This window comes from Rhizobium lentis (genome assembly GCF_017352135.1).
Classification (GTDB): Bacteria; Pseudomonadota; Alphaproteobacteria; order Rhizobiales; family Rhizobiaceae; genus Rhizobium; species Rhizobium lentis.
Genome location: NZ_CP071454.1, coordinates 1,967,129 through 1,990,003 on the forward strand (window position 1 = coordinate 1,967,129; position 22,875 = coordinate 1,990,003).

Here is a 22,875-nt window from a genome sequence, read left to right on the forward strand (position 1 = left end):
CGAATTCGCGGGCCAGGCTAAACCTGCACGCGCTCCGGGCGTTGACATTCCCCGGCTGCACCACGAGTTTTGTTTGTCTTCGCGTGCGGGTCTGGTAGAAATTGCCCGGAATGGGAAAATTATCACCCCTCTTGGTTAAAGACCTCTGAACAAGGCACCGCAGGCAGCCATGACAGCGAAGAAAAAACCGAAGGTCTACATCACCCGCAAGCTGCCGGATGCCGTCGAAACCCGAATGCGGGAGCTCTTCGATGCCGAGCTCAATATCGACGACGCGCCGCGTTCCGTTCCCGAGCTGATCGCCGCCGTGAGAACGGCTGACGTGCTGGTTCCGACCGTCACCGATCGCATCGACGCGGCGCTGATCGATGAGGCGGGACCGCAGATGAAGCTGATTGCGAGCTTCTCCAACGGCACCGACCATATCGACGTCGAGGCGGCGGCCCGCAAGGGCATCACCGTCACCAACACGCCGAACGTCCTGACCGAGGATACCGCCGACATGACGATGGCGCTGATTCTCGCGGTGCCGAGACGGCTCGGCGAAGGGGCGCGCGTTTTGACCGACAAGCCGGGCGAATGGGCCGGCTGGTCTCCGACCTGGATGCTCGGCCGGCGCATTCACGGCAAGCGCATCGGCATCGTCGGCATGGGGCGAATCGGCACGGCGGTCGCCCGCCGCGCCAAGGCTTTCGGCCTTTCGATCCACTACCACAACCGCAAGCGCGTCAATCCGGCCGTCGAGGACGAGCTGGAAGCGACCTATTGGGAAAGCCTCGACCAGATGCTCGCCCGCGTCGACATCGTTTCGATCAATTGCCCGTCGACCCCGGCAACCTTCCATCTGATCTCGGCGCGCCGGCTCGCGCTCTTGCAGCCGACGGCCTACATCGTCAACACCGCGCGCGGCGATGTGGTCGACGAAACAGCGCTGATCAAGTGCCTGAGGGAGGGCAAGATCGCCGGTGCCGGTCTCGACGTCTTCGAAAATGAGCCGGCCGTCAACCCGAAGCTGGTCAAGCTCGCCAATGAGGGCAAGGTCGTGCTGCTGCCGCATATGAGTTCGGCGACGATCGAAGGCCGTATCGACATGGGCGACAAGGTCATCATCAATATCCGCACCTTCATCGACGGCCACAGGCCGCCCAACCGGGTGTTGCCCGGCCGTTGATGGCTGGAGCTCAGGCGAGGTGAACCGGGAGCGGAAGGGCCTTTCGCATCTCGACGAAGGTCGTTCTGGCGAAGCCGGAATGCGCCTTTTCCGCGGTTCTGGTAAATCCCCAGGCGGCAAAGACTGCGTGGTTTTCCGTGAGCTCGATACGTGTCTCCAGCCGCAAAGCAAAAAGACCGAGCGCTGCGGCCGTCTCCTCGGCAACCATCAGCAGCCGCTTGCCGAGGCCCTTGCCTTGCAGGCCCGGAAGAACGGCAAGCTTGCCGATATAGAGGCAATCGGCCTCCGGCCGCAGGAAGAGGCAGCCAATCAGCCTGTCATCGTCGATGACGACATGACCGATCTCGGCCCTGGCCTTTTCGGCGAGCGACTCCGTCGTCAGCTTAAGTGCGGAGGATGGCGGATCGATCCTGCCATTCATCGGGGCGAAGGCGGCGAGGATGAGCGCCAGCAGCTCGTCCCAGCGCGTGAAGGCCTGGTCGAGACGGACGATCGTCATCCGGCCTGCCTCTGCCGGGGGCGCCGCCGCCGGTAGCGGACCGTGTCGAACCGGGCCGACAGTGCGTCGTAGAGCAGCAGCCGCCCGACCAGCGGCTCGCCGGCGCCGGTGACGAGTTTGATCGCCTCCATGGCCATCATCGTGCCGATGACGCCGGTCAGCGCACCGATGATGCCAGCCTCGGCACAGCTGGGGATCACTCCCGCCGGCGGCGCCTCCGGAAACAGGTCGCGATAACCGGGATTGGGCGTGCCGTCCTCGGCACTCTCATAGGGCTTGAGAACGGTCAGCGAGCCATCGAAACGCCCGACGGCGCCGGTGACGAGGGGGATGCGTGCTTCTTCCGCCGCATCGGCGGCGGCATAACGTGTGTCGAAATTGTCGGAACCGTCGATCAGCAGATCGAAGCCGGACAACTGGCGGCGGGCGGTGTCCCCGCAGAAGCGCTCCTCGAAGCGGATGAGCCGGACATGCGGGTTAAGTCTGGCGATGGCAAGGGCAGCGCTCTCGGTCTTGAGCTCGCCGATCGTGCCGGAATCATGGATCACTTGGCGCTGCAGGTTGGCTAGTGACACCCGGTCGTCATCGACGATGCCGAGCGTGCCGACACCGGCTGCGGCAAGATATTGCAGGATCGGCGCGCCGAGACCGCCGGCGCCGATGACGAGCACCCGGGCGGCCTTCAATTTCTGCTGTCCTGCGCCGCCGATCTCGGGCAGCAGGATGTGTCGGTGATACCGGGCGATTTCATCCGGGCCGAGAGGTTCCATGGCGCCGATCTTAGCATGACCCCGGACACCGGGAAAAGCTGCCTCTGTCATTCGAACACCCTTCCCTCTGCGACGGAAAAGAACTGCGCCCTTTCGCCGAGCGCCGAAAACATCGCCCGATCGGTTCCGGTCATGAAAGCCTGTCCGCCGAGCCCGTCGATGAGGTCGAACAGCGCGGCGCGGCGGCCTTCGTCGAGATGCGCGGCGATCTCGTCGAGCAGCAGGATCGGCGCATGGCCGGTGAGATTGCCGACGAGCCGCGCATGCGCAAGCACCAACCCGACAAGCAGCGCCTTCTGCTCGCCGGTGGAACACCGCTCCGCCTCCATCGCCTTCTCGCGGTGGTGCACGATCAGATCGGCCCGGTGCGGCCCTTCCAGCGTGCGTCCCGCGCCGGCGTCCCGGTAACGGCTCTCCGCCAGCATCGCCGCATAGTCGTCCTCGAGATCGACCGAGGGGCGCGAGAACTGGCCATCCATGAAACCCGAGAGCTGCAGCGACGCCGAGGGGAAGGGGGAATTTTCGCGTGATTCCTCGATCAGCCGGGTTAGGAGGCCGAGCATCTCCTGGCGGGCCAGTGCCATGGCGATGCCGAGGCTTGCCATCTGCTCCTCGATGCCGGCAAGCCAGGACGGGTCGAAGCGGCCTTCATCCAGCAATTTGTTGCGGCTGCGCATGGCGCGCTCGAAATCGCTGGCGCGGCGGCCGTGAGCGGGATCGAGCGACAGCACCAGCCGGTCGAGAAAGCGACGCCGGTCTGAGGAGGTGCCGGTAAAGAGTCCGTCCATCGCTGGTGTCAACCAGAGAAGCCGCAGATGATCTGTCAGCTCGTCGGCGGTTTTTGCCGGCGTGCCGTTGATGCGCAGCTTGCGCGCGGTGCTCTCCTCGCCGGTTTCGATCCCGGTGCCGATCTCGACTTCGCCCTCCATGCCGTCCACGGCGGCAAAGATCGAAAATCCGCCGACCGCGCCGACCCGGGTAATGTCGCCATAGGCTGCGCGGCGCAGGCCGCGGCCAGGCGAAAGCAGCGAGACGGCCTCCATGAGATTGGTCTTGCCGGCGCCGTTGTTTCCCGTCAGTACGGCATGCCGACCGTCGAGTGTAAGGCTCGCCGCCGCATAATTACGGAAGTCTGTCAGCTTCAGACGGGAAAGAGAAACCTTGTGCGGCATCGCATGTCCAGGTTGGTGAAGCGTGACAGCTAAGCCGAAGGCGCGTCGATGGCAAGGCTTGCGGCTCGGTTGCCACGGTTCAGACGCAAAATAGGCAGAAGGACGTTGCCGAATGCTCTGTCAACGAGGGCTTATTCCGGAACCTTTCGGTACGCTTTTTTCTGAATTCCCTGAAAATACAACCGCCTCGACGGTGATCCGACACCGCATGCTTCACCACCGACGGCCATTGCCGTCGCCTTCGAACCGCCTGGACAGCAGGGGTTTTTCGACATCGGTTCGAAGCCGCTTACGTAACGTAAAGCCCAGAAAAAGTCGGTTGAATTTTGCAACTGCTGGGTTGAGTTATTCGGCGGAAACGATATGGTAAATGAAACGTTTGTGTATGAGAGAAAGAAGAAGTGCCAGATCCGGTTGATATTATCGTTGGTCGCAACATAAGGCAGCTTCGCGCCATTCGCCGTGTTTCCCAACTCGAGCTTGGTGAAGCACTCGGACTGACCTTCCAGCAGGTCCAGAAATATGAAAAGGGAACGAACCGCGTTTCCGCCAGCAAGCTGCACCAGATCGCCGTGTTTCTCGATGTCGAGATTTCCGTCCTTTTTGAAGGAACCGATGTGCCGCAAATTGGCAACCGCATCGAGCTCAGCCCCGACGCCTATGCGCTGGCCTTGAGTTACGACAAGCTGAATTCGCCCGCAGGCAAGGAAGCGGTCAAGACCATTCTCGCCCTCATGAGTGCACAGGTGGCCGAAAACGCCGCTTGATGCTGGTAATCAGCGTCTTCGTTTATCTGAAGGTCTGGATGAAGCGCTTGCGGATCGCTTGTTCTCGCCTGGGGGTTCCTCGGAGAAGCAAGCGGGATCAGAGGCCTGAAGCCCGCCGCAGCAACCCGCGTCCGATCACGAATGCGTCAGTGAAACTCGCGCTCGTGCAGCGCCATCAGCAGGTCGTCTTGCGTCTGATGGCCGGCATGATAGAGATCGATCGCGATATTGGCGATCGAAAGACCTTGCTGGCTGCGAAGCTTGATGTTGCGCTCGGCGCACCATGTGTAAATGGCGCCGGCGAGAACGTCGACATCGTCATGCTGAGAGGAGAAGGCTGGCGCCATGGCAGTTACTCTTGCTTTGGTTATTCCCGAACAGAGCGCAGCGCCCGGCAGGACAAGCCAAGGACACTCCGTCACTCTACTTGCGCCTGACCCCTCGAAAACCGATTCCGATCCTCCGGTAATGCGCTGGCGACAGAGACTGAATTCATTTGAAAAACTTGCAAGCGCCATCATCCGGCTGCGTTAACGCCAGTCGACTTTCATAGCGCTGCCGTCTCAATGCGGCACAAATCGGCCGGCATTGCAGACGCATGTTCCAAAATGGGTCGGTGCGACGAAAAAAGCCGGGAACGTTTGCGTCCCCGGCTTTCGAAATGGATATCCTGATTGCCGCTCAGCCCTCGAAGAATTCCTTCATCCGGGCAAAGAAACCCGTCGACTCCGGATTGTTCTCCTTGGAGGAAATCTGCTCGAATTCCTGCAGCAGCTCGCGCTGGCGCTTGGTGAGCTTCTGTGGTGTCTCGATCTGAATCTGGATATAGAGGTCACCCGTCTGCGCCGAACGCAACACCGGCATGCCCTTGCTCTTGAGACGGAACTGTTTGCCCGCCTGTGTGCCCTCAGGCACTGACACCCGGGATTTGGTGCCGTCGAGCGTCGCCACGTCGAAGGTCCCGCCGAGAGCGGCTGTCGTCATCGAGATCGGGACGGCGCAATAGAGATCGGCTCCGTCACGCTGGTAGAACTCGTGCGGCTTTACCGACAGGAATATATAGAGATCGCCCGCCGGTCCGCCGCGAGTTCCGGCTTCGCCTTCGCCCTGCAGACGGATGCGCGTGCCGTCCTCGATACCGGCGGGAATATTGACCGAGAGCGAACGCTCCTCCGTCACCCGGCCCTGGCCGTGGCACTTCGGACACGGGTCGGGAATGATCTGGCCGCGGCCGTGGCAGGTCGGGCAGGTCCGCTCGATCGAGAAGAAGCCCTGTGCGGCGCGCACGCGGCCCGTGCCCTGGCAGGTGCCGCAGTTCTTCGGCTGCGTGCCGGGCTTGGCGCCCGAACCCGAACAGACGTCACAGGTGATCGAAGTCGGAACGCGGATCTGCGCCGTCTTGCCGGAGAAGGCCTCTTCCAGCGTTATTTCCATATTGTAGCGAAGATCGGCGCCGCGCTCGCGGCCTCCTGCAGAGCGCTGGCGCGCACGTCCGCCGCCCATCATCTCGCCGAAAATATCCTCGAAGATGTCGGAGAAGCCACCGCCGGCAAAACCGCCGCCACCGCCGCCCATGCCGCCATGTTCGAAGGCCGCATGGCCATAACGATCATAGGCTGCCCGCTTCTGCGGGTCCTTGAGCATCTCATAGGCTTCGTTGATTTCCTTGAACTTCCGCTCGGCTTCCTTGTCATCCGGGTTCTTGTCCGGATGGTATTTCATCGCCAGCTTTCGGAAGGCGCTCTTCAGCTCTTTCTCGTCTGCCGATTTGGCTACACCCAGAGTTTCGTAAAAGTCCGCTTTTGCCATTAAGGATTAAACCCCGGAAATGGATTTCCGGCTGCCATGGTGAGCAGCCGGATCAGGTGTTGAAGCATTACCACGCCGCCGCGGATTACGCGGACTTCTTGCGGTCGTCGTCCTTGATTTCCTCGTAGTCGGCGTCGACGACATTGTCGCCGCCTTCCGCGGAGGCATCGGCAGCAGCGCCGCCTTCGGCCTGCTGTGCTTCATAGATTGCCTGGCCGAGCTTCATCGACACTTCCATCAGGGTCTGGGTCTTGGCCTTGATGTCGTCGGCATCCGGCTCGGAGGCTTCCGATGCCGTCTTCAGCGCGGCGATCGCATCCGAAATCGCGGTGCGGTCGGCTTCCGAAACCTTGTCGCCGTAATCCTTGAGCGACTTTTCCGTCGAATGGATCAGGCTTTCGGCCTGGTTCTTGGCTTCCACCGCCTCGCGGCGCTTCTTGTCTTCGGCGGCGTGGGATTCGGCATCCTTCACCATCTTCTCGATGTCGGCGTCGGAAAGGCCGCCGGAAGCCTGGATACGGATCTGCTGTTCCTTGCCCGTGCCCTTGTCCTTGGCCGAAACCTGCACGATGCCGTTGGCGTCGATATCGAAGGTGACTTCGATCTGCGGCACGCCGCGCGGCGACGGCGGCAGGCCGACGAGGTCGAACTGGCCGAGCAGCTTGTTGTCGGCAGCCATTTCGCGCTCGCCCTGCGAAACGCGGATGGTGACAGCCTGCTGGTTGTCTTCGGCAGTCGAGAAGGTCTGGCTCTTCTTCGTCGGGATCGTCGTGTTGCGCTCGATCAGACGGGTGAAGACACCGCCGAGCGTTTCGATGCCGAGCGACAGCGGGGTCACGTCGAGGAGCAGAACGTCCTTGACGTCGCCCTGCAGAACGCCGGCCTGGATGGCGGCGCCGAGAGCGACGACTTCATCGGGGTTGACGCCCTTGTGCGGCTCCTTGCCGAACAGCTGCTTGACGACTTCCTGCACCTTCGGCATGCGGCTCATGCCGCCGACCAGAACGACTTCGTCGATTTCGGCCGCGGTGACGCCGGCATCCTTGAGAGCCGCCTTGCAGGGCGCGATTGTGCGCTGGACGAGGTCGTCGACCAAGCTCTCGAGCTTGGCGCGGGTCAGCTTCAGCGTCAGGTGCTTCGGGCCGGAAGCGTCGGCCGTGATGAACGGCAGGTTGATTTCGGTCTGTTGCGAGGACGAAAGCTCGATCTTTGCCTTTTCCGCGGCTTCCTTGAGGCGCTGCAGGGCAAGCTTGTCGTTCTTCAGGTCGATGCCGTTGTCTTTCTTGAATTCGGCAACGAGATATTCGACGAGACGCATGTCGAAGTCTTCACCGCCGAGGAAGGTATCGCCGTTGGTGGACTTCACTTCGAAGACGCCGTCGCCGATCTCGAGGATGGAAATATCGAAGGTGCCGCCGCCGAGGTCGTAGACGGCGATCGTCTTGCCTTCCTTCTTTTCGAGGCCATAGGCGAGCGCGGCAGCAGTCGGCTCGTTGATGATGCGCAGAACTTCAAGCCCGGCGATCTTGCCGGCATCCTTGGTTGCCTGGCGCTGCGCGTCGTTGAAGTATGCGGGAACCGTGATGACGGCCTTCTCGACCTTTTCGCCGAGATAGGATTCAGCGGTTTCCTTCATCTTCTGGAGGATCATCGCGGAAATCTGTGCGGGCGAGTAGCCCTTGCCATTGGCTTCGACCCAGGCGTCGCCATTGTCGCCCTTGACGATGCTGAAGGGGACGAGATGCTTGTCCTTCTCAACGGTCGGATCTTCGTAGCGGCGGCCGATCAGGCGCTTCACTGCAAAGAGGGTGTTCGTCGGGTTGGTGACCGCCTGGCGCTTGGCCGGCTGGCCGACGAGGCGCTCGCCATCATCGGAAAAGGCCACCATGGAAGGGGTGGTCCGCGCACCTTCCGCATTCTCGATGACCTTCGCGTCCTTGCCGTCCATGACTGCGACGCAGGAATTCGTCGTTCCAAGGTCGATACCAATTACTTTTGCCATGTCATTCTCTCCTTGAAGCAAGCTGTCGGAACCCCCAGAAGGCATTTCCCTGACAGCCCCTTACGGGATGGGTCTACTTGCGATTACGCAATCGTGATTGCGGTGATGCGGCGTATATAAGGAGCGGTTTTCTGGACTGCAAGGCGGGAAATAGCCCGGAATCCAGCAAAACGAATGTGTTGCCTTCAATTTTGATGGCAGCCGGGAAAGAGATCTCCTCAGCTTCTCGCAGGCGATGCAGCAATGATGTCATTGGCCCATGATCAGATCGAGCAGGGTCGTGCGCCGCGGTTGCACCGAGGAGGTCGCCTGCGGCGTTCCGACATCGCCGGGCGGCACCACGTTTCCATAACCGGACCCATCGCCGTCGGCAAGGTCGGCGGGCGGAACAGGACCATTTCGCGATGGTGCCGTCTGCTGCCGGACGGGCGCCTGCGGATAGCGGTTGGCATTTTCGTTGCCGCCGAAGACGCCGGAAATGATGCCGCCGATCGTCGTCGAGGGCGGCACTTCGGCCGTGACCGGCTGCCCGCCGTCCGGCGCTGCCTGCGCCATCGGCTGACCATTGTTCGGATTATCGATCAGCTGGCCGTTGCCGAAGAGTGGCGCCGGCGAAAGACCCTTGTGGGCGGCGACCATGAATTCCTTCCAGGCCTTGGCGGGCAAACCGCCGCCGGTCACCTTCTTCATCGGCTTGCCGTCGTCATTGCCGAACCAGACGCCGGTGGTGAGATTGCTGGTGAAGCCGACGAAAAGCGCGTCGCGCGAATTCTGCGTCGTGCCGGTCTTTCCCGCCGCCTGCCAGCCGGGGATCTTGGCGCTCTTGCCGGTGCCGTTGTCGATGACGCCCATCATCATCGCATCCATCTGCGCTGCGATCTGCTCGGAGAGCACGCGCGGCGGACTGTCATAGGTGTTTTCGTAGAGCACCTTGCCTTCGGCGGTCGTTACGCGACGGATGACGTGCGGCGTTGCCTTGTAGCCGCCGTTCATGAAGGCGGCATAGGAGGCGGTGAGTTCCATCAGGGACACTTCGGATGTCCCGAGTGCAATCGAGGCGTTCGGCTGCAGCTCGCTTTCGATACCGAGCCGGTGGGCGAGCTTGATCACCTGGTCCGGCCCGTCATACATCACAAGCTGCGCAGCCACCGTGTTCAGCGATTTGGCGAGTGCGGTCGCAATCGTCACTTCGCCATTGTATTTTTTCTCGTAATTCTCCGGCGTCCAGTCGCCGATGCGGATCGGCGCGTCATTGAACACCGAAAAAGGCGTCAGCCCTTTTTCCAGCGCCGCGGCGTAGACGAAGGGCTTGAACGAGGAGCCCGGCTGACGCTTGGCCTTGACGGCGCGGTTGAACTGGCTCGTCGCATAGTCCCTGCCGCCGACGAGCGCCCGGATCGCCCCGGTGCCGTCGATCGAGACGAGGGCCGCCTGCGAGGCGTCGAGCTTGCCGCCTTCCTTGTCGAGCACGTCGACCAGCGACTGCTCGGCCTTCTTTTCCAGCGATTTGTCAATGGTCGTGTCGACGACGATGTCTTCCTTGACGTCGCCGATCAGGCCCGGCAACTCGTCCATGACCATGTCGGCGACATAATGCCCGGCACCCGACCAGTAGCTCTTGGCCGAAGCCGGAGTCTGCGACATCGCTGTCTTGACCTCGGAATCCGTGATGAAACCCTGCTCGCGCATCGCCGTGAGCACGAGCTGGGCGCGCGCATTCGCCGCTTCCGCGTCGCGGGCCGGCGAAAGTCGCGACGGCGCCTTGAGCAGGCCTGCCAGCACGGCGGCCTCGCCGAGGTTCACATCCCGCGCCGATTTGTTGAAGTAGCGGCGAGAGGCCGCCTCCACGCCATAGGCATTCGATCCGAAGAACACCCGGTTGAGATACATGGCAAGGATCTGGTCCTTGGTATATTTCTGCTCCAGCCAGAGCGCGAGCAGCACCTCCTGTACCTTGCGTTCCAGCGTTCTTTCCGGCGAGAGAAACAGGTTCTTGGCAAGCTGCTGCGTCAGCGTCGAACCGCCCTGCACCATGTGGCCGGCCGTGAAATTGGTGACGATCGCCCGGCCGAGGCCGAGCGGATCGACGCCGAAATGTGAATAAAAACGCCGATCTTCGATGGCGATGACGGCTTCGGGTATATAAGGCGACATGTTTTCGAGCGACAGCGCCTCGCCGCCGGTGGCGCCCCGATTGGCGATGACGCTGCCGTCGACGGCGGTAATCTTGACGTTTGGCGGCCGCTCGGGGATCGCCCATGTGCTGGCGCTCGGCATGCGTGAGCCGTAATAGACGACAAGTCCGGCAACGCCGATGCCGGCCCAGATGAAAAGCACGACGCACCAGTAGACCACACCGCGCAGGAAGCCGAAAAAGCCGCCGCCTTCACGCTCCCGCGGCTCTCGCCGCCGCTGGCGGGCCAGACGCTGCGGCGGGGGTTTGGAACCGCCGCGTCGCGTGGATCTGCTTGCGACAACGCGATCATCGGCATCGAGCGAAAACGAATCATCGTCACGGGCCGGGCGGCCGCTGAAGGACGGTTCAATTCTGTCGCCTGATTTGCTTCTGCCTGCCATCGCGGACCGGTCGCATCCCCTGTTCGATCGCGAAGCCCACTTCGCATAACGGCGCCCTTTACAGCGCCGCCTGTCTCCTTAGAGACGCAAAGGACGCTGTAGCACTTTGAAGTGCTGCATAATTTCGTCCTTAAATCGATTCCGGTTCAAGGAACTATGCAACGGGCGACGCGATCATCCGGTTGAACTGTAATTGCGGCGATTTAACGGGGTGTTAAAGGGCGAAAAGCCACGGAGCTATTCCCACTTGCCCAGATGAAAGCCGGCGCCAGATCGGTGTTGCCGCGAAAGCCGCACGATTATCACCCCAGAGCCCCTGGACGCGTTGCACCCAATCAAATGGGATCGCTGATTTAAGGAATTACGCGGCGAGCGGAACCAATAGGCTCGACGATTGTTTATGCAGAAGCGGGACAACCCCTCAAGTCCCGCCTATGATCGGCCGTCTCCCCTCAACGCGCGCCGATCGACATCAGGCCCGGTGCATCCCCCCAAGGAGCGCCGGGCTTTTTCTTGGCTCCGTGCTTGATGAGTGCTGTTGAGAAAAGGGCGGCATCGCTGCCGCCCCGACCTTTCAGTCGCACTTGGGATCGCCCGGACGGCAGACGAAAGGCGAAGCCCTTGGATCCGGACGATTGTAGGTGTCGGCCTTACCGCCTCTGAACTGCGGCAGGTCCCGGAAATTCGTGTCGGTTTCTCGACGTTCGGGCCGGCGGACTTCCTCTCTGCGGTCGTCGTCGCGCCAGTCTCGGTTGCGTTCCCGGTACTCGCGGGCCCGATAGTCCCGATCCCGATAATCGCGGTCGCGGTCGCGGTAATAATAATCACGGTCGCGGTTGCGGTAATAGTAGTCCGGGCCGCGGCTCCAGCGGTCCCGCTCGCGATAGAAATCGCGATGGCGGTAGTAACGGTCCCAATAATTGCCGACGCTGAAGGTGACCAGCGGAATGCCCAACGGACGGTAATATTCCGGACCTACATAAACGCGGCGTTGCCCGTAGACTGCCTGCACGTACTGGCCCGAAACCCAGCCGCGGCCGCCGTAGAATTCGACGTCGCACCAGTTGACGTTGGAAAGGCATCCGCGGATTTCGACGGATGAACCGGCGGGGATGACGGCGACGGCGGGATATCGGGTGCTGGGACCCGCACGCATGTTGACGTTCGCCGTCGAGTAGCCCTCGGCGGCCTGCGCTACGGCTGGCCCAAGCACAAGCAGCGCGGCCGCGGCGATTTTGACGATGAGGTTTCTCACGCTTCTCACTCCTCGTTGGCGTGTTTTTCAGGCAGCGCTCGGCTGCATTTCCTTGGCATATGCCATCTGGAACAAAAGATAGAGCGATCGCCGGCATTTGTTAGGGCGTCATCGTTCGCTTTGTCTTTCAAAACCTTATAGGTCGAGCGCGATGAACGTAGCTTGAACGGCGGGGAGATTTGTGCGCCACTTCGGGTGCGCTCTCATGGTCCCCTCGAGGGTGCCTCATGAGAGCATCGTTAACCGTCTGTTAACCTTCAGGCGGCAATCTGACGCCAATACCCGCTTGCTCCTTGACCACGGATGAACTGGCACCGAGCCGGGCGGAGGACGAAAGGCCGGGCGACCGGCCTTTTGTTTTGATTTTGGTGGCCGGCGCAAGGCACGCCATTGCCGGTCAGCCGGCAAGCGCCTGAAGGATCCGCACCCAGGAGCGGATGCCCTTGTGGTAGGAAACAAGCTCGTATTTTTCGTTCGGCGAATGGATGCGGTCGTCGCTGAGACCGAAGCCGACGAGCAGTGATTCCATGCCGAGCATCTTTTGGAAGTCGCCAACGATCGGGATCGAGCCGCCCATGCCGATGACGATGGCAGGTTTCGGCCATTCATCGGAAAGCGCCGTCTTCGCCTTGGTCAGAAGGGGCGAGTCGTAAGAGAGATGAATCGCCGGCGAGCCGCCATGCGGATGGAACTCGACCGAGCAGTCGGCCGGAACTTTCGACCTGATATAGCTGCGGAAGGCCTCGCGGATAGCGGTCGGATCCTGGGCGCCGACGAGCCGGAACGAAACCTTTGCCGAGGCCTTGGCGGCGATGACCGTCTTGAAGCCTTCGCCGGTATATCCGCCCCAGATGCCGTTGACTTCGGCAGTCGGCCGCGCCCAGGTCAATTCCAGCACCGACCGGCCCTTTTCGCCGGAGGGAATGGAAAGGCCGACTTCGCCGAGGAATTTTTCGGCGGTCTTGCCGAGCGTTTCCCAGGACGCCTTGATGTTGTCGGGCGTTTCCTCGACGCCGTCGTAAAAGCCCTCGAGCGTGATGCGGCCGGTCTCGTCATGCAGGCCGGCAAGCGCCTTGACGAGAATATGGATCGGATTTGCTGCCGCGCCGCCGAAGAGACCGGAATGCAGGTCGCGGTCGGCGGCCGTCACGGTCACTTCCTCGCCGACGAGGCCGCGGAGCGCCGCGGCGATGGCCGGCGTATCGCGGTCCCACATGCCGGTATCGCAGACAAGCGCATAATCGGCCTTAAGCTCGGCGGCGTTGGCTTCAAGGAAAGGCTTCAGCGACGGCGAGCCTGATTCCTCCTCGCCCTCGAAGAGAATCGTGATGCGGCAGGGAAGCGCGCCGTTGATCTCCTTATAGGCGCGGCAGGCCTCGACGAAGGTCATCAGCTGGCCCTTGTCGTCAGAAGTGCCGCGACCGGTCAGGATCTTGCGGCCATTGCCGACTTCCTTGATCGACGGCTCGAAGGGATCGTTTTCCCAAAGCTCAATCGGGTCGACCGGCTGCACGTCGTAGTGACCGTAGAAAAGAACATGCGGCGCGTCGGCCGAAGCGCCGGCATGATGGGCGACCACCATCGGATGGCCCGGCGTGTCGCGCACCGAGGCAGTAAAGCCAAGGCCTTCGAGATAGGCGACCAGCCATTCGGCGGCCTTCCGGCATTCGGCCTTGTAGGCGGGATCGGTAGAAATCGACTGGATGCGCAGAAGCTCGAAAAGCTTTTCGAGACTCGAGGAAAGGTTCTGATCCGCGCGTGCAAGCACCTGTTGTAGATCCGTCATTTTCGACTCCTTTTTGAAATTCGGCCGGACGATAGACCAAAGCAGGAAAGCAGGCGAGGCGGAAAAGCAAAATGGGCGGCGCGAACGCGACCATGTCAGGATCGGGTGCAAGAAGATTACCGCGACAATATAGAAGAACATTCTAATTCAATTTACGGTTATTTAGCATAACCGAAATAACGTGACCGTATTCAGCTGTTCGGGGGACGGATGTTTTCGGTCATTACATGTATTCGGGATGATCACGATTGGCGGCTGGTGCTTGCGGCGGCCGCGGTTTGCCTGGTTGGCGCGATGGCGGCGATGCTGCCGCTTTCCCGCGCTCAAGGATGTGATACGGGGCGGCGCAAGCTCTGGATCGGCGCGTCGGCTTTCGCCTTCGGCACCGGCGTATGGGCAACGCATTTCATCGCGATGCTGGCCTATGACGGCGGCATGCCGATCACCTACCAGCTGGGCCTGACGGCGCTTTCCTTCCTGCTGTCGGTTGTCGGTTCGTGGGTGGCGATTCGCGTCGCTTCGCAAAGCAGCGGCAGATTTTCGCGCATCGGCGGCGGCGTCCTGATGGCGCTCGGCATTGCCTCGATGCACCTGACCGGCATGCAGGCGATCGAGACTCAGGCGGTGATTCTCTACGATCCCTATATGACGCTGACTGCGGTTCTGGCTGGAGCGCTGCTGTCGAGCGCTGCCTTCCACGCCTTCTTCCAGTGGAACGGAGCCAGGCGGCTCCTAGCCTCGTCGGTCACCTTCGTCCTTGCAATCTGCACCCTCCACTTCATTTCGATGGCGAGCATCACGCTCGTCCCGGATCCCGGCAAAGAGGTCCCGGCAACGGTGCTCGATACCAGCCTGCTGGCTGCGATCGTCGTGGTCGCGGCGACGGCCCTCATTCTGACGGCTATCGCGGTGGTGTTTATCGGAAGCCACCTGACGGATCTGAGAGGGCTGGCAAATGCCTCCCAGGAGGGCTTGCTGATCCTGCGGGAAGGCCGGATCATCGATGCCAATGAACGCTTCCAAGGCCTTTCCGGCTGGAAGCTCGCCGATCTTGTCGGCAAGGCGCCGTCAGTCGCCTTGACCGCTATCCAGGGGCAGAGCGGGCCTGGCGAAACATTGCTCAACACCAGGAACGGCAAGGACATCGCCGTCGAGGTAAACACCAGCAGGATCGTCTATCGCGGGCATAATTGCGACGTGCTGGCGGTGCGCGATCTGACCGAACGCAGACAGGCCGAGGAGATGATCGAACATCTCGCCCACCACGATGGTCTCACCGGCCTGCCGAACCGGTCGTTGTTCGACACGCGCATCCGCCAGGCGCTCCAGATGGCCGAACGAAAGAACAGCGAGGTTGCGCTCCTCTATATCGATCTCGATCGCTTCAAGACCGTCAACGACGTTTTCGGCCACGCCGAGGGCGACCGCATCCTCTGCAAGGTCGCCTCGATCCTGCGTCGCGTGGCCGATGAAAGCGATACGATCGCCCGCCTCGGCGGCGATGAGTTTGCCATCATCCAGCCCGCCGGACAGCAACCGGCGGCCGCGCAGAAGCTCGCAGCCGCGATCCTCGACGAATTCGCCGTCGAGATGGATACGGCGCGCGACCCGACCGCCGTCGGCGTCAGCCTTGGCATCGCCCTTTATCCGGCCGACGGAAGCGATGCAGACGAGATCTGCAACAACGCCGATATCGCACTTTATCGGGTCAAGCACGGTGGCCGCGGCAAGGCCTGTTTCTTCGATGCGGAGATGGATGAGGCCACGCGAGCCCGCCGCCAGATCGAAAGCGAACTGCGCCACGCCATCACCCGCAATCAGATCCATGTCAGCTATCAGCCGATTCTCGATGCGCAGAGCGGCGAGATCAGCGGTTACGAGGCCCTGATGCGCTGGAACCGGCCGGGCCATGGCATAAGCGAGCCGGAGGTCTTCATTCCGATCGCGGAGGAAAGCGGCTCGATCGTCCAGCTCGGCGAATGGGTGCTGCAGCAGGCCTGTACAGAGGCCGCGCGCTGGTCGCATCCACTGACGATCGCCGTCAACGTCTCGCCGGTGCAGTTCATGCTGCCGAACCTGTCTGAGCGAATCGAGGCGATCCTCGAGGAAACAGGGCTCGCGCCCGACCGGCTGGAGATCGAGATCACCGAGGCAGCTCTCATCCGTGATCGCGATCGGGTGATGGCCACGCTGCAACGGCTGCGCAGCCTGGGTGTTCACATCGTCATGGACGACTTCGGCACCGGTTTTTCCTCGCTTTCCAACCTGCGGACCTTCCCGTTCGACAAAATCAAGGTCGATCGCAGCTTCACCGGCATGCTCGAGCAAGACGCGGCCGCACGTTCTATCGTGCGCGCCATCATCGGCCTCGGCCACAGTCTCGGCATGCCTGTCGTGACCGAGGGCGTCGAAACCGAGACGCAGCGGCAGATCGTCCTCGAAGAAGGCTGCGCCCAGGTACAGGGCTTTTTGCTCGGAAAGCCGGATATCGAGCCGAGCATCAAGCTCGCCGCCCGTAAAAGACTCCTGTCCTCGACGGCTGACGCCGACGCGCGGCCGATACCATGGAGGCGAGCTACGCGTCTTGCCTGCGAGTAGTGCCGGTCAAAGCGCCTTGGCGTTTTCCAGCAGCCGGCGGATATATTCGAGCGTCAGCTCGCGCTCGAATCCGCGAAAGCCTTTAAACAGCGCCTGGTCCGCCTCGCGGGCGCTCTCGATCGCCTCAGCTTCCATGGCGCGGGCCTTCGGCGTCAGGAAGATCAGCTGCGCCCGCTTGTCGGAGGGATGCGGCCGGCGCTCGATCAGCCCGTCGCGGACCATGCGCGACAAAGTATTGGCCATGGTCGCCTGCTCGATAGCGACTCGCTCGAGAAGCTGTTTCTGCGTCAGCCCGTCCTCGGCCCAGAGTTCCAGCAGGATGGGAAACTGGCCGGGAGAGAAACCGAGCCCGACCGCGCGCTGGTGCAGCGAGCGGGCAAAACCCTTCGCCAGCTGGCTGGCAAGGTAAGCTCCCGAATCCATGCGGTTAAATCCCATGATTGCAAATTAGGCTCAAAACCACGCCGGAGACAATGCAGCAAATCGCATAGGACCTTCCAAAAAAATGCCGGTCGCGATCGGAATTTCCTGGAGCCTTGAAAAACAAAAGTCGCCATGACCTGGAGGTTTGGCCATGGCGACTTTAAAATGGGGACAAAGGCCCGGAGAGGGGGATAAGGCCTTTGTCCAAGCCTGATGCGGCGGGGGACAAGCCGGTAATCAGACCCGCGACGCGATCAAGCGCCGGTGACATGCATTTGTAACTGCGAATGTGGTTTTTCAAGGGTCACGCAACGTTACAAATCGGTAACAGTTTGGTGAGCAGGATTCCCTTTCCCCTTAATTCTGTGAGCGGGGATCGCTTCAGGGACAAAATGATCTGACGATTCAAAATACTACGGCGTCCTTGCGAGTGGACGCGTGGCGCCGCCCGGCTCGGGACGCCACAATCGCTTGGCGCGCCAGAACTTTGTATGGACCTCGTTCCGTGCCCGCGCTATCCATGCACGCATGAAAAAAGGCGATCACCTCTTCCTAGTCGATGGTTCCGGATTCATCTTTCGGGCGTTTCACGCATTGCCGCCGCTGACGCGCAAGTCCGACGGCCTGCCGGTCGGCGCCGTCTCCGGTTTCTGCAACATGCTGTGGAAACTCTTGAGGGATGCGCGCAATACCGATGTCGGGGTCACCCCGACCCATCTGGCCGTTATCTTCGATTATTCCGCCAAGACCTTTCGCAAGGATCTTTATGACGCCTACAAGGCGAACCGCTCAGCCCCGCCGGAAGAGCTCATCCCGCAATTCGGCCTCATAAGAGAAGCGACCCGCGCCTTCAACCTGCCCTGCATCGAAACCGAGGGCTTTGAGGCCGACGACATCATCGCCACCTATGCCCGCCAGGCCGAGGCAACAGGCGCCGACGTCACCATCGTTTCCTCCGACAAGGATCTGATGCAGCTCGTCACACCAAACGTCCACATGTATGACAGCATGAAGGACAAGCAGATCGGCATTCCCGACGTCGTCGAGAAATGGGGCGTGCCGCCGGAAAAGATGATCGACCTGCAGGCGATGACCGGTGACTCCGTCGACAATGTTCCCGGCATTCCCGGCATCGGCCCGAAAACCGCTGCCCAGCTGCTTGAGGAATATGGCGATCTCGACACGCTGCTCGACCGTGCCACCGAGATCAAGCAGGTCAAGCGCCGCGAGACGATCCTTGCCAATATCGACATGGCGCGGCTTTCGCGCGAACTCGTGCGGCTGCGCACCGACGTGCCGCTCGATCTCGATCTCGATGCGCTGTTGCTGGAACCGCAGAACGGCCCGAAGCTGATCGGCTTCCTGAAGACGATGGAATTCACGACGCTGACCCGACGCGTCGCCGAAGTCTGCGATTGCGATGCGAGCGCCATCGAACCGGCGGTCGTCCGCATCGAATGGGGTGATAAAGCCCATGGTCCCGACCTCGATGCGGCCGAGCCGGAACCTGTTGCCGGCGCCATCCCCGACGTTTCGGGTGAATCGGTGCCCGTGCCGCCGCGGGCAAAGGCGAAGGCCGGCGTCGAAGGCGCCTTTTCGCCTGGCGATCTTGCCAAGTCGCGGGCCGAGGCCTTTGCGGCGCTGCCCTTCGATCATTCGGCCTATGTAACGATCCGCGATCTGGCCACGCTCGACCGCTGGATCGCCGATGCGCGCGACACCGGCCTCGTCGCTTTCGATACCGAGACCACGTCGCTGGATGCGATGCAGGCCGAGCTTGTCGGCTTTGCGCTGGCGATTGCCGATAATACGGCCGACCCGACCGGCACGAAGATCCGCGCCGCCTACGTGCCGCTTGCCCACAAGAGCGGCGTCGGCGATCTGCTCGGCGGCGGCCTTGTCGAAAACCAGATCCCGATGCGCGATGCGCTGCCGCGGCTGAAGGCCTTGCTGGAAGACGAATCGGTGCTCAAGGTCGCCCAGAACCTGAAATACGACTACCTCCTGATGAAGCGCTTCGGCATCGAGACCAGAAGTTTCGATGACACGATGCTGATCTCTTATGTGCTTGACGCCGGCACCGGCGCTCACGGCATGGACCCGCTCTCGGAAAAATTCCTCGGCCATACGCCGATCCCCTACAAGGACGTGGCCGGCAGCGGCAAGGCGAATGTCACTTTCGATCTGGTCGATATCGACCGCGCCACTCATTACGCCGCCGAAGACGCCGACGTGACGCTGCGCCTCTGGCTGGTGCTGAAGCCGCGGCTGGCGGCGGCAGGGCTGACCAGCGTCTATGAGCGGCTGGAGCGGCCGCTGCTGCCGGTGCTGGCGCGCATGGAAGCGCGCGGCGTCACCGTCGACCGGCAGATCCTGTCGCGTCTCTCCGGCGAACTGGCTCAGGGTGCCGCACGCCTGGAAGACGAGATCTACACATTGGCCGGCGAGCGTTTCAATATCGGTTCGCCCAAGCAGCTCGGCGATATTCTATTCGGAAAGATGGGGCTGCCCGGCGGCAGCAAGACGAAAACCGGGCAATGGTCCACCTCCGCTTCGGTGCTCGAGGATCTGGCCGCTGCCGGCATCGAGCTGCCGCGCAAGATCGTCGACTGGCGCCAGCTCACCAAGCTCAAATCCACCTATACCGACGCGCTGCCGGGCTATGTCCACCCGGAGACAAAGCGGGTTCACACCTCCTATTCGCTGGCATCGACGACCACGGGACGCCTGTCCTCCTCCGAACCGAACCTGCAGAACATACCGGTACGCACGGCAGAAGGCCGCAAGATCCGCACCGCCTTCATCTCGACGCCGGGCCACAAGCTGATTTCCGCCGATTACAGCCAGATCGAACTTCGAGTGCTTGCCCACGTGGCCGAAATCCCGCAGCTGACCAAGGCCTTCGAGGATGGGGTCGACATCCACGCCATGACGGCCTCGGAAATGTTCGGTGTGCCGGTCGAAGGCATGCCGGGCGAGGTGCGCCGCCGTGCCAAGGCAATCAATTTCGGCATCATCTACGGCATTTCTGCCTTCGGCCTCGCCAACCAGCTGTCGATCGAGCGTTCGGAAGCCGGTGACTATATCAAGAAATATTTCGAGCGGTTCCCCGGCATCCGCGACTATATGGAAAGCCGTAAGGCGATGGCGCGCGACAAGGGTTATGTCGAAACAATCTTCGGTCGGCGAATCAACTATCCGGAAATCCGCTCTTCCAATCCCTCGGTGCGCGCCTTCAACGAACGGGCGGCGATCAACGCGCCGATCCAGGGCTCAGCGGCCGACGTCATCCGCCGGGCGATGATCAAGATGGAGCCGGCCCTCGCCGAAGCCGGCCTTGCCGAACGTGTTCGCATGCTGCTGCAGGTGCACGACGAACTCATCTTCGAAGTCGAGGATGAGGATGTCGAAAAGGCCATGCCAATTATCGTCTCGGTCATGGAAAACGCCACCATGCCGGCGCTCGAAATGCGCGTGCCGCTGAAGGTCGATGCGCGTGCCGCCACCAATTGGGACGAGGCGCATTGAGCGCCTCGTCAAAAAGCGAAGATTTTTCCGCTTAATACAAATCCTTGAAATCGCAGAAGTTTATCTCCGAGACCCGTGTCGGAACGATACGGCAGGAAGGAACTTATTAACCTTCCTTTTCTATCCCGGTAGGGTCGTAATTTGCCAAGCATGAGTGAGTATCGGACGCATGCGTTTTCCCAGAACCAATTTGACGGATGCCGCAGAATTTTCCAGCGGGCTTGAAACGGAGCTTCGGGAGGAAGAGGTCGGCGAAAGACCGCCGGCGCCGATCTGGCAGAGTAATTTCTCCCTCGCGCCGAACGTGCGTTTTACCCGCACGCCGGAAACGCTGATCAGCCGGCGCCGCGTGCAGAATGAGTCGATTCGCGACGATTCGCAGATTGCACAGCTTGCGGTACGAATCGAACCGGTCGCCGTCGACGTGCCTTTCGATATCTATCTGCCGGAGCCGGACGACCTGGTCGCTGCACCCGCTCCGATGATCGAGCCGCAGCAGCCGGCGTTTCCGGATGCAGTTGGCGCGCCCAGCTTGCGCGCCGCGTCCGAACTGTCCTCGATTTCGGATTTCGCCTTCTGGGAAGTCATGGCCTTCGAGGAGGCCGAGCCGGTTCGCGCGCCCGCGATCGCCCTGCCGAAGATCGAGGCTGCGCCTGATTCGATCACATCCTTGTTCCGTGTCATGGAATGGCATCCGGGCGCGCCGAAACATGCTCCCGCCGCATCCCGTCCGGTTCAGCCGGCCCTTCACGCGCCCGCCGGGCCTGCCGTGCCCCCGCCGGTCGCGATATCGCGGGAAAAGCCGATTGCAGTTGCCGCGCCCGTCGCCCCGTCGCCTCAGGCCGCACCTCTGCCCAGGCCCACGCCCCCCGTCGCCGCAGTCCTGCCGTCGCCCCGTCTTGCGGTGCGGCCCGAAAAGATCGACGCATCGGGCTATGAATTCCCGCCGCGCGCGCTTTTGCAGGAGCCGCCTGAACGTCTTGGCGAGATCATGTCGCAGGAGACGCTGGAGCAGAATGCCGGCCTGCTGGAAAGCGTGCTGGAGGATTTCGGCATTAAGGGCGAGATCATTCATGTCCGCCCCGGCCCCGTCGTCACCCTCTACGAATTCGAGCCGGCGCCCGGCGTGAAGTCGTCGCGGGTCATCGGCCTGGCCGACGATATTGCCCGCTCGATGTCGGCGCTTTCGGCCCGCGTTGCCGTCGTCCCCGGCCGCAATGTCATCGGCATCGAATTGCCGAATGTCACCCGTGAAACGGTCTATTTCCGCGAGATGATCGAAAGCCAGGATTTCGACAAGAGCGGCTATAAACTGGCGCTTGGCCTCGGCAAGACGATCGGCGGCGAGCCCGTGATCGCCGAGCTCGCGAAAATGCCGCATCTGCTCGTCGCCGGCACCACCGGCTCGGGCAAATCGGTCGCCATCAACACCATGATCCTGTCGCTGCTCTACCGCATGACGCCGGAACAGTGCCGGCTGATCATGGTCGACCCGAAGATGCTCGAACTCTCCGTTTATGACGGCATCCCGCATCTGTTGACCCCCGTCGTCACCGATCCGAAGAAGGCGGTGATGGCGTTGAAATGGGCCGTGCGCGAAATGGAGGAGCGTTACCGCAAGATGTCGCGCCTCGGCGTGCGCAACATCGACGGCTATAATGGCCGCGTCTCCCAGGCGCGCGAAAAGGGCGAGACCATCCACATCATGGTCCAGACCGGCTTCGAGAAGGGAACCGGTGCGCCGGTCGAGGAAAGCCAGGAACTGGATCTTGCGCCGATGCCCTATATCGTCGTCATCGTCGACGAAATGGCCGACCTGATGATGGTCGCCGGCAAAGAGATCGAAGGTGCGATCCAGCGTCTGGCGCAGATGGCGCGCGCCGCCGGCATCCACCTGATCATGGCGACCCAGCGTCCCTCGGTCGATGTCATCACCGGCACGATCAAGGCAAACTTCCCGACCCGCATCTCCTTCCAGGTCACTTCGAAGATCGACAGCCGCACCATTCTCGGCGAACAGGGGGCCGAACAGCTGCTCGGCCAGGGCGACATGCTGCATATGCAAGGCGGCGGCCGCATCGCCCGCGTCCACGGCCCCTTCGTCTCTGATGCTGAAGTGGAGAAAGTCGTTGCGCACCTGAAGACACAGGGCCGCCCCGAATATCTCGACACCGTTACCGCCGACGAAGAGGAAGAGCCGGAAGAGGAAGATGCCGGCGCCGTTTTCGATAAGAGCGCCATGGCCTCCGAAGATGGCAACGAGCTCTACGAGCAGGCGGTCAAGGTCGTCCTGCGCGACAAGAAGTGCTCGACCTCCTACATCCAGCGCCGCCTCGGCATCGGTTACAACAGAGCCGCTTCCCTGGTCGAGCGCATGGAAAAGGAAGGTCTTGTCGGCCCGGCCAATCATGTCGGCAAGCGCGAGATCGTCTCCGGGCGGGGCGACGGCGACTAATCGCGTGAGTGAAAAAGGGCGCATGCCGCTTGCTCCAACATCCCCTTTCCCTCGGGGAGGGGA

The 22,875-nt window shown here is 61.8% G+C and carries 15 protein-coding genes; 5 read left to right on the forward strand and 10 right to left on the reverse strand.

Translation table 11 applies throughout. The features are described 5' to 3' along the window. Positions 1-169 precede the first annotated feature (169 nt). On the forward strand, positions 170-1,171 hold the full coding sequence (locus tag J0663_RS09380) for a 2-hydroxyacid dehydrogenase (protein ID WP_207244116.1): 1,002 nt from the start codon (positions 170-172) through the stop codon (positions 1,169-1,171). 10 nt (positions 1,172-1,181) lie between these two features. On the opposite strand, the gene J0663_RS09385 is transcribed toward J0663_RS09380, so the two are convergent. From J0663_RS09385 to recF, 3 genes are read right to left on the reverse strand one after another with little or no spacing between them, the layout of a single operon-like run. After that, positions 1,182-1,670 (reverse strand): GNAT family N-acetyltransferase, encoded by a 489-nt coding sequence (locus J0663_RS09385; RefSeq protein ID WP_207244117.1) that lies wholly within the window; start codon positions 1,668-1,670, stop codon positions 1,182-1,184. After that, positions 1,667-2,491 (reverse strand): molybdopterin-synthase adenylyltransferase MoeB, encoded by an 825-nt coding sequence (locus J0663_RS09390; protein WP_207244118.1) that lies wholly within the window; start codon positions 2,489-2,491, stop codon positions 1,667-1,669. Before J0663_RS09390 ends, J0663_RS09385 begins: the two co-directional genes overlap by 4 nt. After that, on the reverse strand, positions 2,488-3,612 hold the full coding sequence (gene recF / locus J0663_RS09395; RefSeq protein ID WP_207244119.1) for a DNA replication/repair protein RecF: 1,125 nt from the start codon (positions 3,610-3,612) through the stop codon (positions 2,488-2,490). The genes J0663_RS09390 and recF overlap by 4 nt, the downstream gene beginning before the upstream one ends. 401 nt (positions 3,613-4,013) lie before the next feature. Between recF and J0663_RS09400 the strand changes: the two genes are divergently transcribed. Beyond that, positions 4,014-4,379: a helix-turn-helix domain-containing protein gene (locus J0663_RS09400; protein ID WP_207244120.1), complete on the forward strand. Its 366-nt coding sequence runs from the start codon at positions 4,014-4,016 to the stop codon at positions 4,377-4,379. A 146-nt stretch (positions 4,380-4,525) separates the two neighbouring features. Here the strand turns inward: J0663_RS09400 and J0663_RS09405 are convergent, their stop codons facing one another. The 6 genes from J0663_RS09405 to J0663_RS09430 all read right to left on the reverse strand — a co-directional run bounded on the left by J0663_RS09405 (position 4,526) and on the right by J0663_RS09430 (position 13,808). Further along, positions 4,526-4,726, reverse strand: coding sequence for a hypothetical protein (locus J0663_RS09405; protein ID WP_207244121.1), 201 nt, complete (start codon positions 4,724-4,726; stop codon positions 4,526-4,528). Between the two features lie 334 nt (positions 4,727-5,060). Further along, the gene (gene dnaJ / locus J0663_RS09410; protein WP_207244122.1) at positions 5,061-6,188 is read right to left on the reverse strand and encodes a molecular chaperone DnaJ; all 1,128 of its coding nucleotides are present in this window, start codon (positions 6,186-6,188) and stop codon (positions 5,061-5,063) included. A gap of 85 nt (positions 6,189-6,273) precedes the next feature. Continuing rightward, on the reverse strand, positions 6,274-8,190 hold the full coding sequence (gene dnaK, locus J0663_RS09415; RefSeq protein WP_207244123.1) for a molecular chaperone DnaK: 1,917 nt from the start codon (positions 8,188-8,190) through the stop codon (positions 6,274-6,276). 249 nt (positions 8,191-8,439) lie between these two features. Then, a complete protein-coding gene (locus tag J0663_RS09420; RefSeq protein ID WP_207244124.1) occupies positions 8,440-10,767 on the reverse strand; it encodes a transglycosylase domain-containing protein in 2,328 nt (775 codons plus the stop codon). A gap of 574 nt (positions 10,768-11,341) precedes the next feature. Continuing rightward, complete coding sequence (locus tag J0663_RS09425; protein WP_207244125.1) at positions 11,342-12,022, reverse strand: SH3 domain-containing protein; 681 nt, start codon at positions 12,020-12,022, stop codon at positions 11,342-11,344. Between the two features lie 397 nt (positions 12,023-12,419). After that, positions 12,420-13,808, reverse strand: a complete 1,389-nt coding sequence (locus tag J0663_RS09430; RefSeq protein WP_207244126.1) for a dipeptidase — start codon at positions 13,806-13,808, stop codon at positions 12,420-12,422. A gap of 210 nt (positions 13,809-14,018) precedes the next feature. Here J0663_RS09430 and J0663_RS09435 point away from each other — a divergent pair, with 210 nt between their 5' ends. Beyond that, the gene (locus J0663_RS09435) at positions 14,019-16,406 is read left to right on the forward strand and encodes a bifunctional diguanylate cyclase/phosphodiesterase (RefSeq protein ID WP_207244127.1); all 2,388 of its coding nucleotides are present in this window, start codon (positions 14,019-14,021) and stop codon (positions 16,404-16,406) included. Between the two features lie 6 nt (positions 16,407-16,412). On the opposite strand, the gene J0663_RS09440 is transcribed toward J0663_RS09435, so the two are convergent. Next, a complete protein-coding gene (locus J0663_RS09440; protein WP_207244128.1) occupies positions 16,413-16,829 on the reverse strand; it encodes a MarR family winged helix-turn-helix transcriptional regulator in 417 nt (138 codons plus the stop codon). 528 nt (positions 16,830-17,357) lie between these two features. Between J0663_RS09440 and polA the strand changes: the two genes are divergently transcribed. Beyond that, positions 17,358-20,357: a DNA polymerase I gene (polA, locus tag J0663_RS09445; protein ID WP_207244129.1), complete on the forward strand. Its 3,000-nt coding sequence runs from the start codon at positions 17,358-17,360 to the stop codon at positions 20,355-20,357. 169 nt (positions 20,358-20,526) lie between these two features. Next, a complete protein-coding gene (locus J0663_RS09450) occupies positions 20,527-22,812 on the forward strand; it encodes a DNA translocase FtsK (protein WP_207244130.1) in 2,286 nt (761 codons plus the stop codon). Positions 22,813-22,875: the final 63 nt, after the last annotated feature.

What these genes read in the sequence shown, in the direction of transcription:
- J0663_RS09380 (WP_207244116.1), top strand. Translation starts at nt 170, where the DNA reads ATGACAGCGAAGAAAAAACCGAAGGTCTACATCACCCGCAAGCTGCCG.
- J0663_RS09450 (WP_207244130.1), top strand. Translation starts at nt 20,527, where the DNA reads ATGCGTTTTCCCAGAACCAATTTGACGGATGCCGCAGAATTTTCCAGC.
- recF (WP_207244119.1), bottom strand. Translation starts at nt 3,612, where the DNA reads ATGCCGCACAAGGTTTCTCTTTCCCGTCTGAAGCTGACAGACTTCCGT.
- J0663_RS09385 (WP_207244117.1), bottom strand. Translation starts at nt 1,670, where the DNA reads ATGACGATCGTCCGTCTCGACCAGGCCTTCACGCGCTGGGACGAGCTG.
- J0663_RS09420 (WP_207244124.1), bottom strand. Translation starts at nt 10,767, where the DNA reads ATGGCAGGCAGAAGCAAATCAGGCGACAGAATTGAACCGTCCTTCAGC.
- J0663_RS09435 (WP_207244127.1), top strand. Translation starts at nt 14,019, where the DNA reads ATGTTTTCGGTCATTACATGTATTCGGGATGATCACGATTGGCGGCTG.
- J0663_RS09440 (WP_207244128.1), bottom strand. Translation starts at nt 16,829, where the DNA reads ATGGATTCGGGAGCTTACCTTGCCAGCCAGCTGGCGAAGGGTTTTGCC.
- polA (WP_207244129.1), top strand. Translation starts at nt 17,358, where the DNA reads ATGAAAAAAGGCGATCACCTCTTCCTAGTCGATGGTTCCGGATTCATC.
- dnaK (WP_207244123.1), bottom strand. Translation starts at nt 8,190, where the DNA reads ATGGCAAAAGTAATTGGTATCGACCTTGGAACGACGAATTCCTGCGTC.
- dnaJ (WP_207244122.1), bottom strand. Translation starts at nt 6,188, where the DNA reads ATGGCAAAAGCGGACTTTTACGAAACTCTGGGTGTAGCCAAATCGGCA.
- J0663_RS09430 (WP_207244126.1), bottom strand. Translation starts at nt 13,808, where the DNA reads ATGACGGATCTACAACAGGTGCTTGCACGCGCGGATCAGAACCTTTCC.
- J0663_RS09390 (WP_207244118.1), bottom strand. Translation starts at nt 2,491, where the DNA reads ATGACAGAGGCAGCTTTTCCCGGTGTCCGGGGTCATGCTAAGATCGGC.
- J0663_RS09405 (WP_207244121.1), bottom strand. Translation starts at nt 4,726, where the DNA reads ATGGCGCCAGCCTTCTCCTCTCAGCATGACGATGTCGACGTTCTCGCC.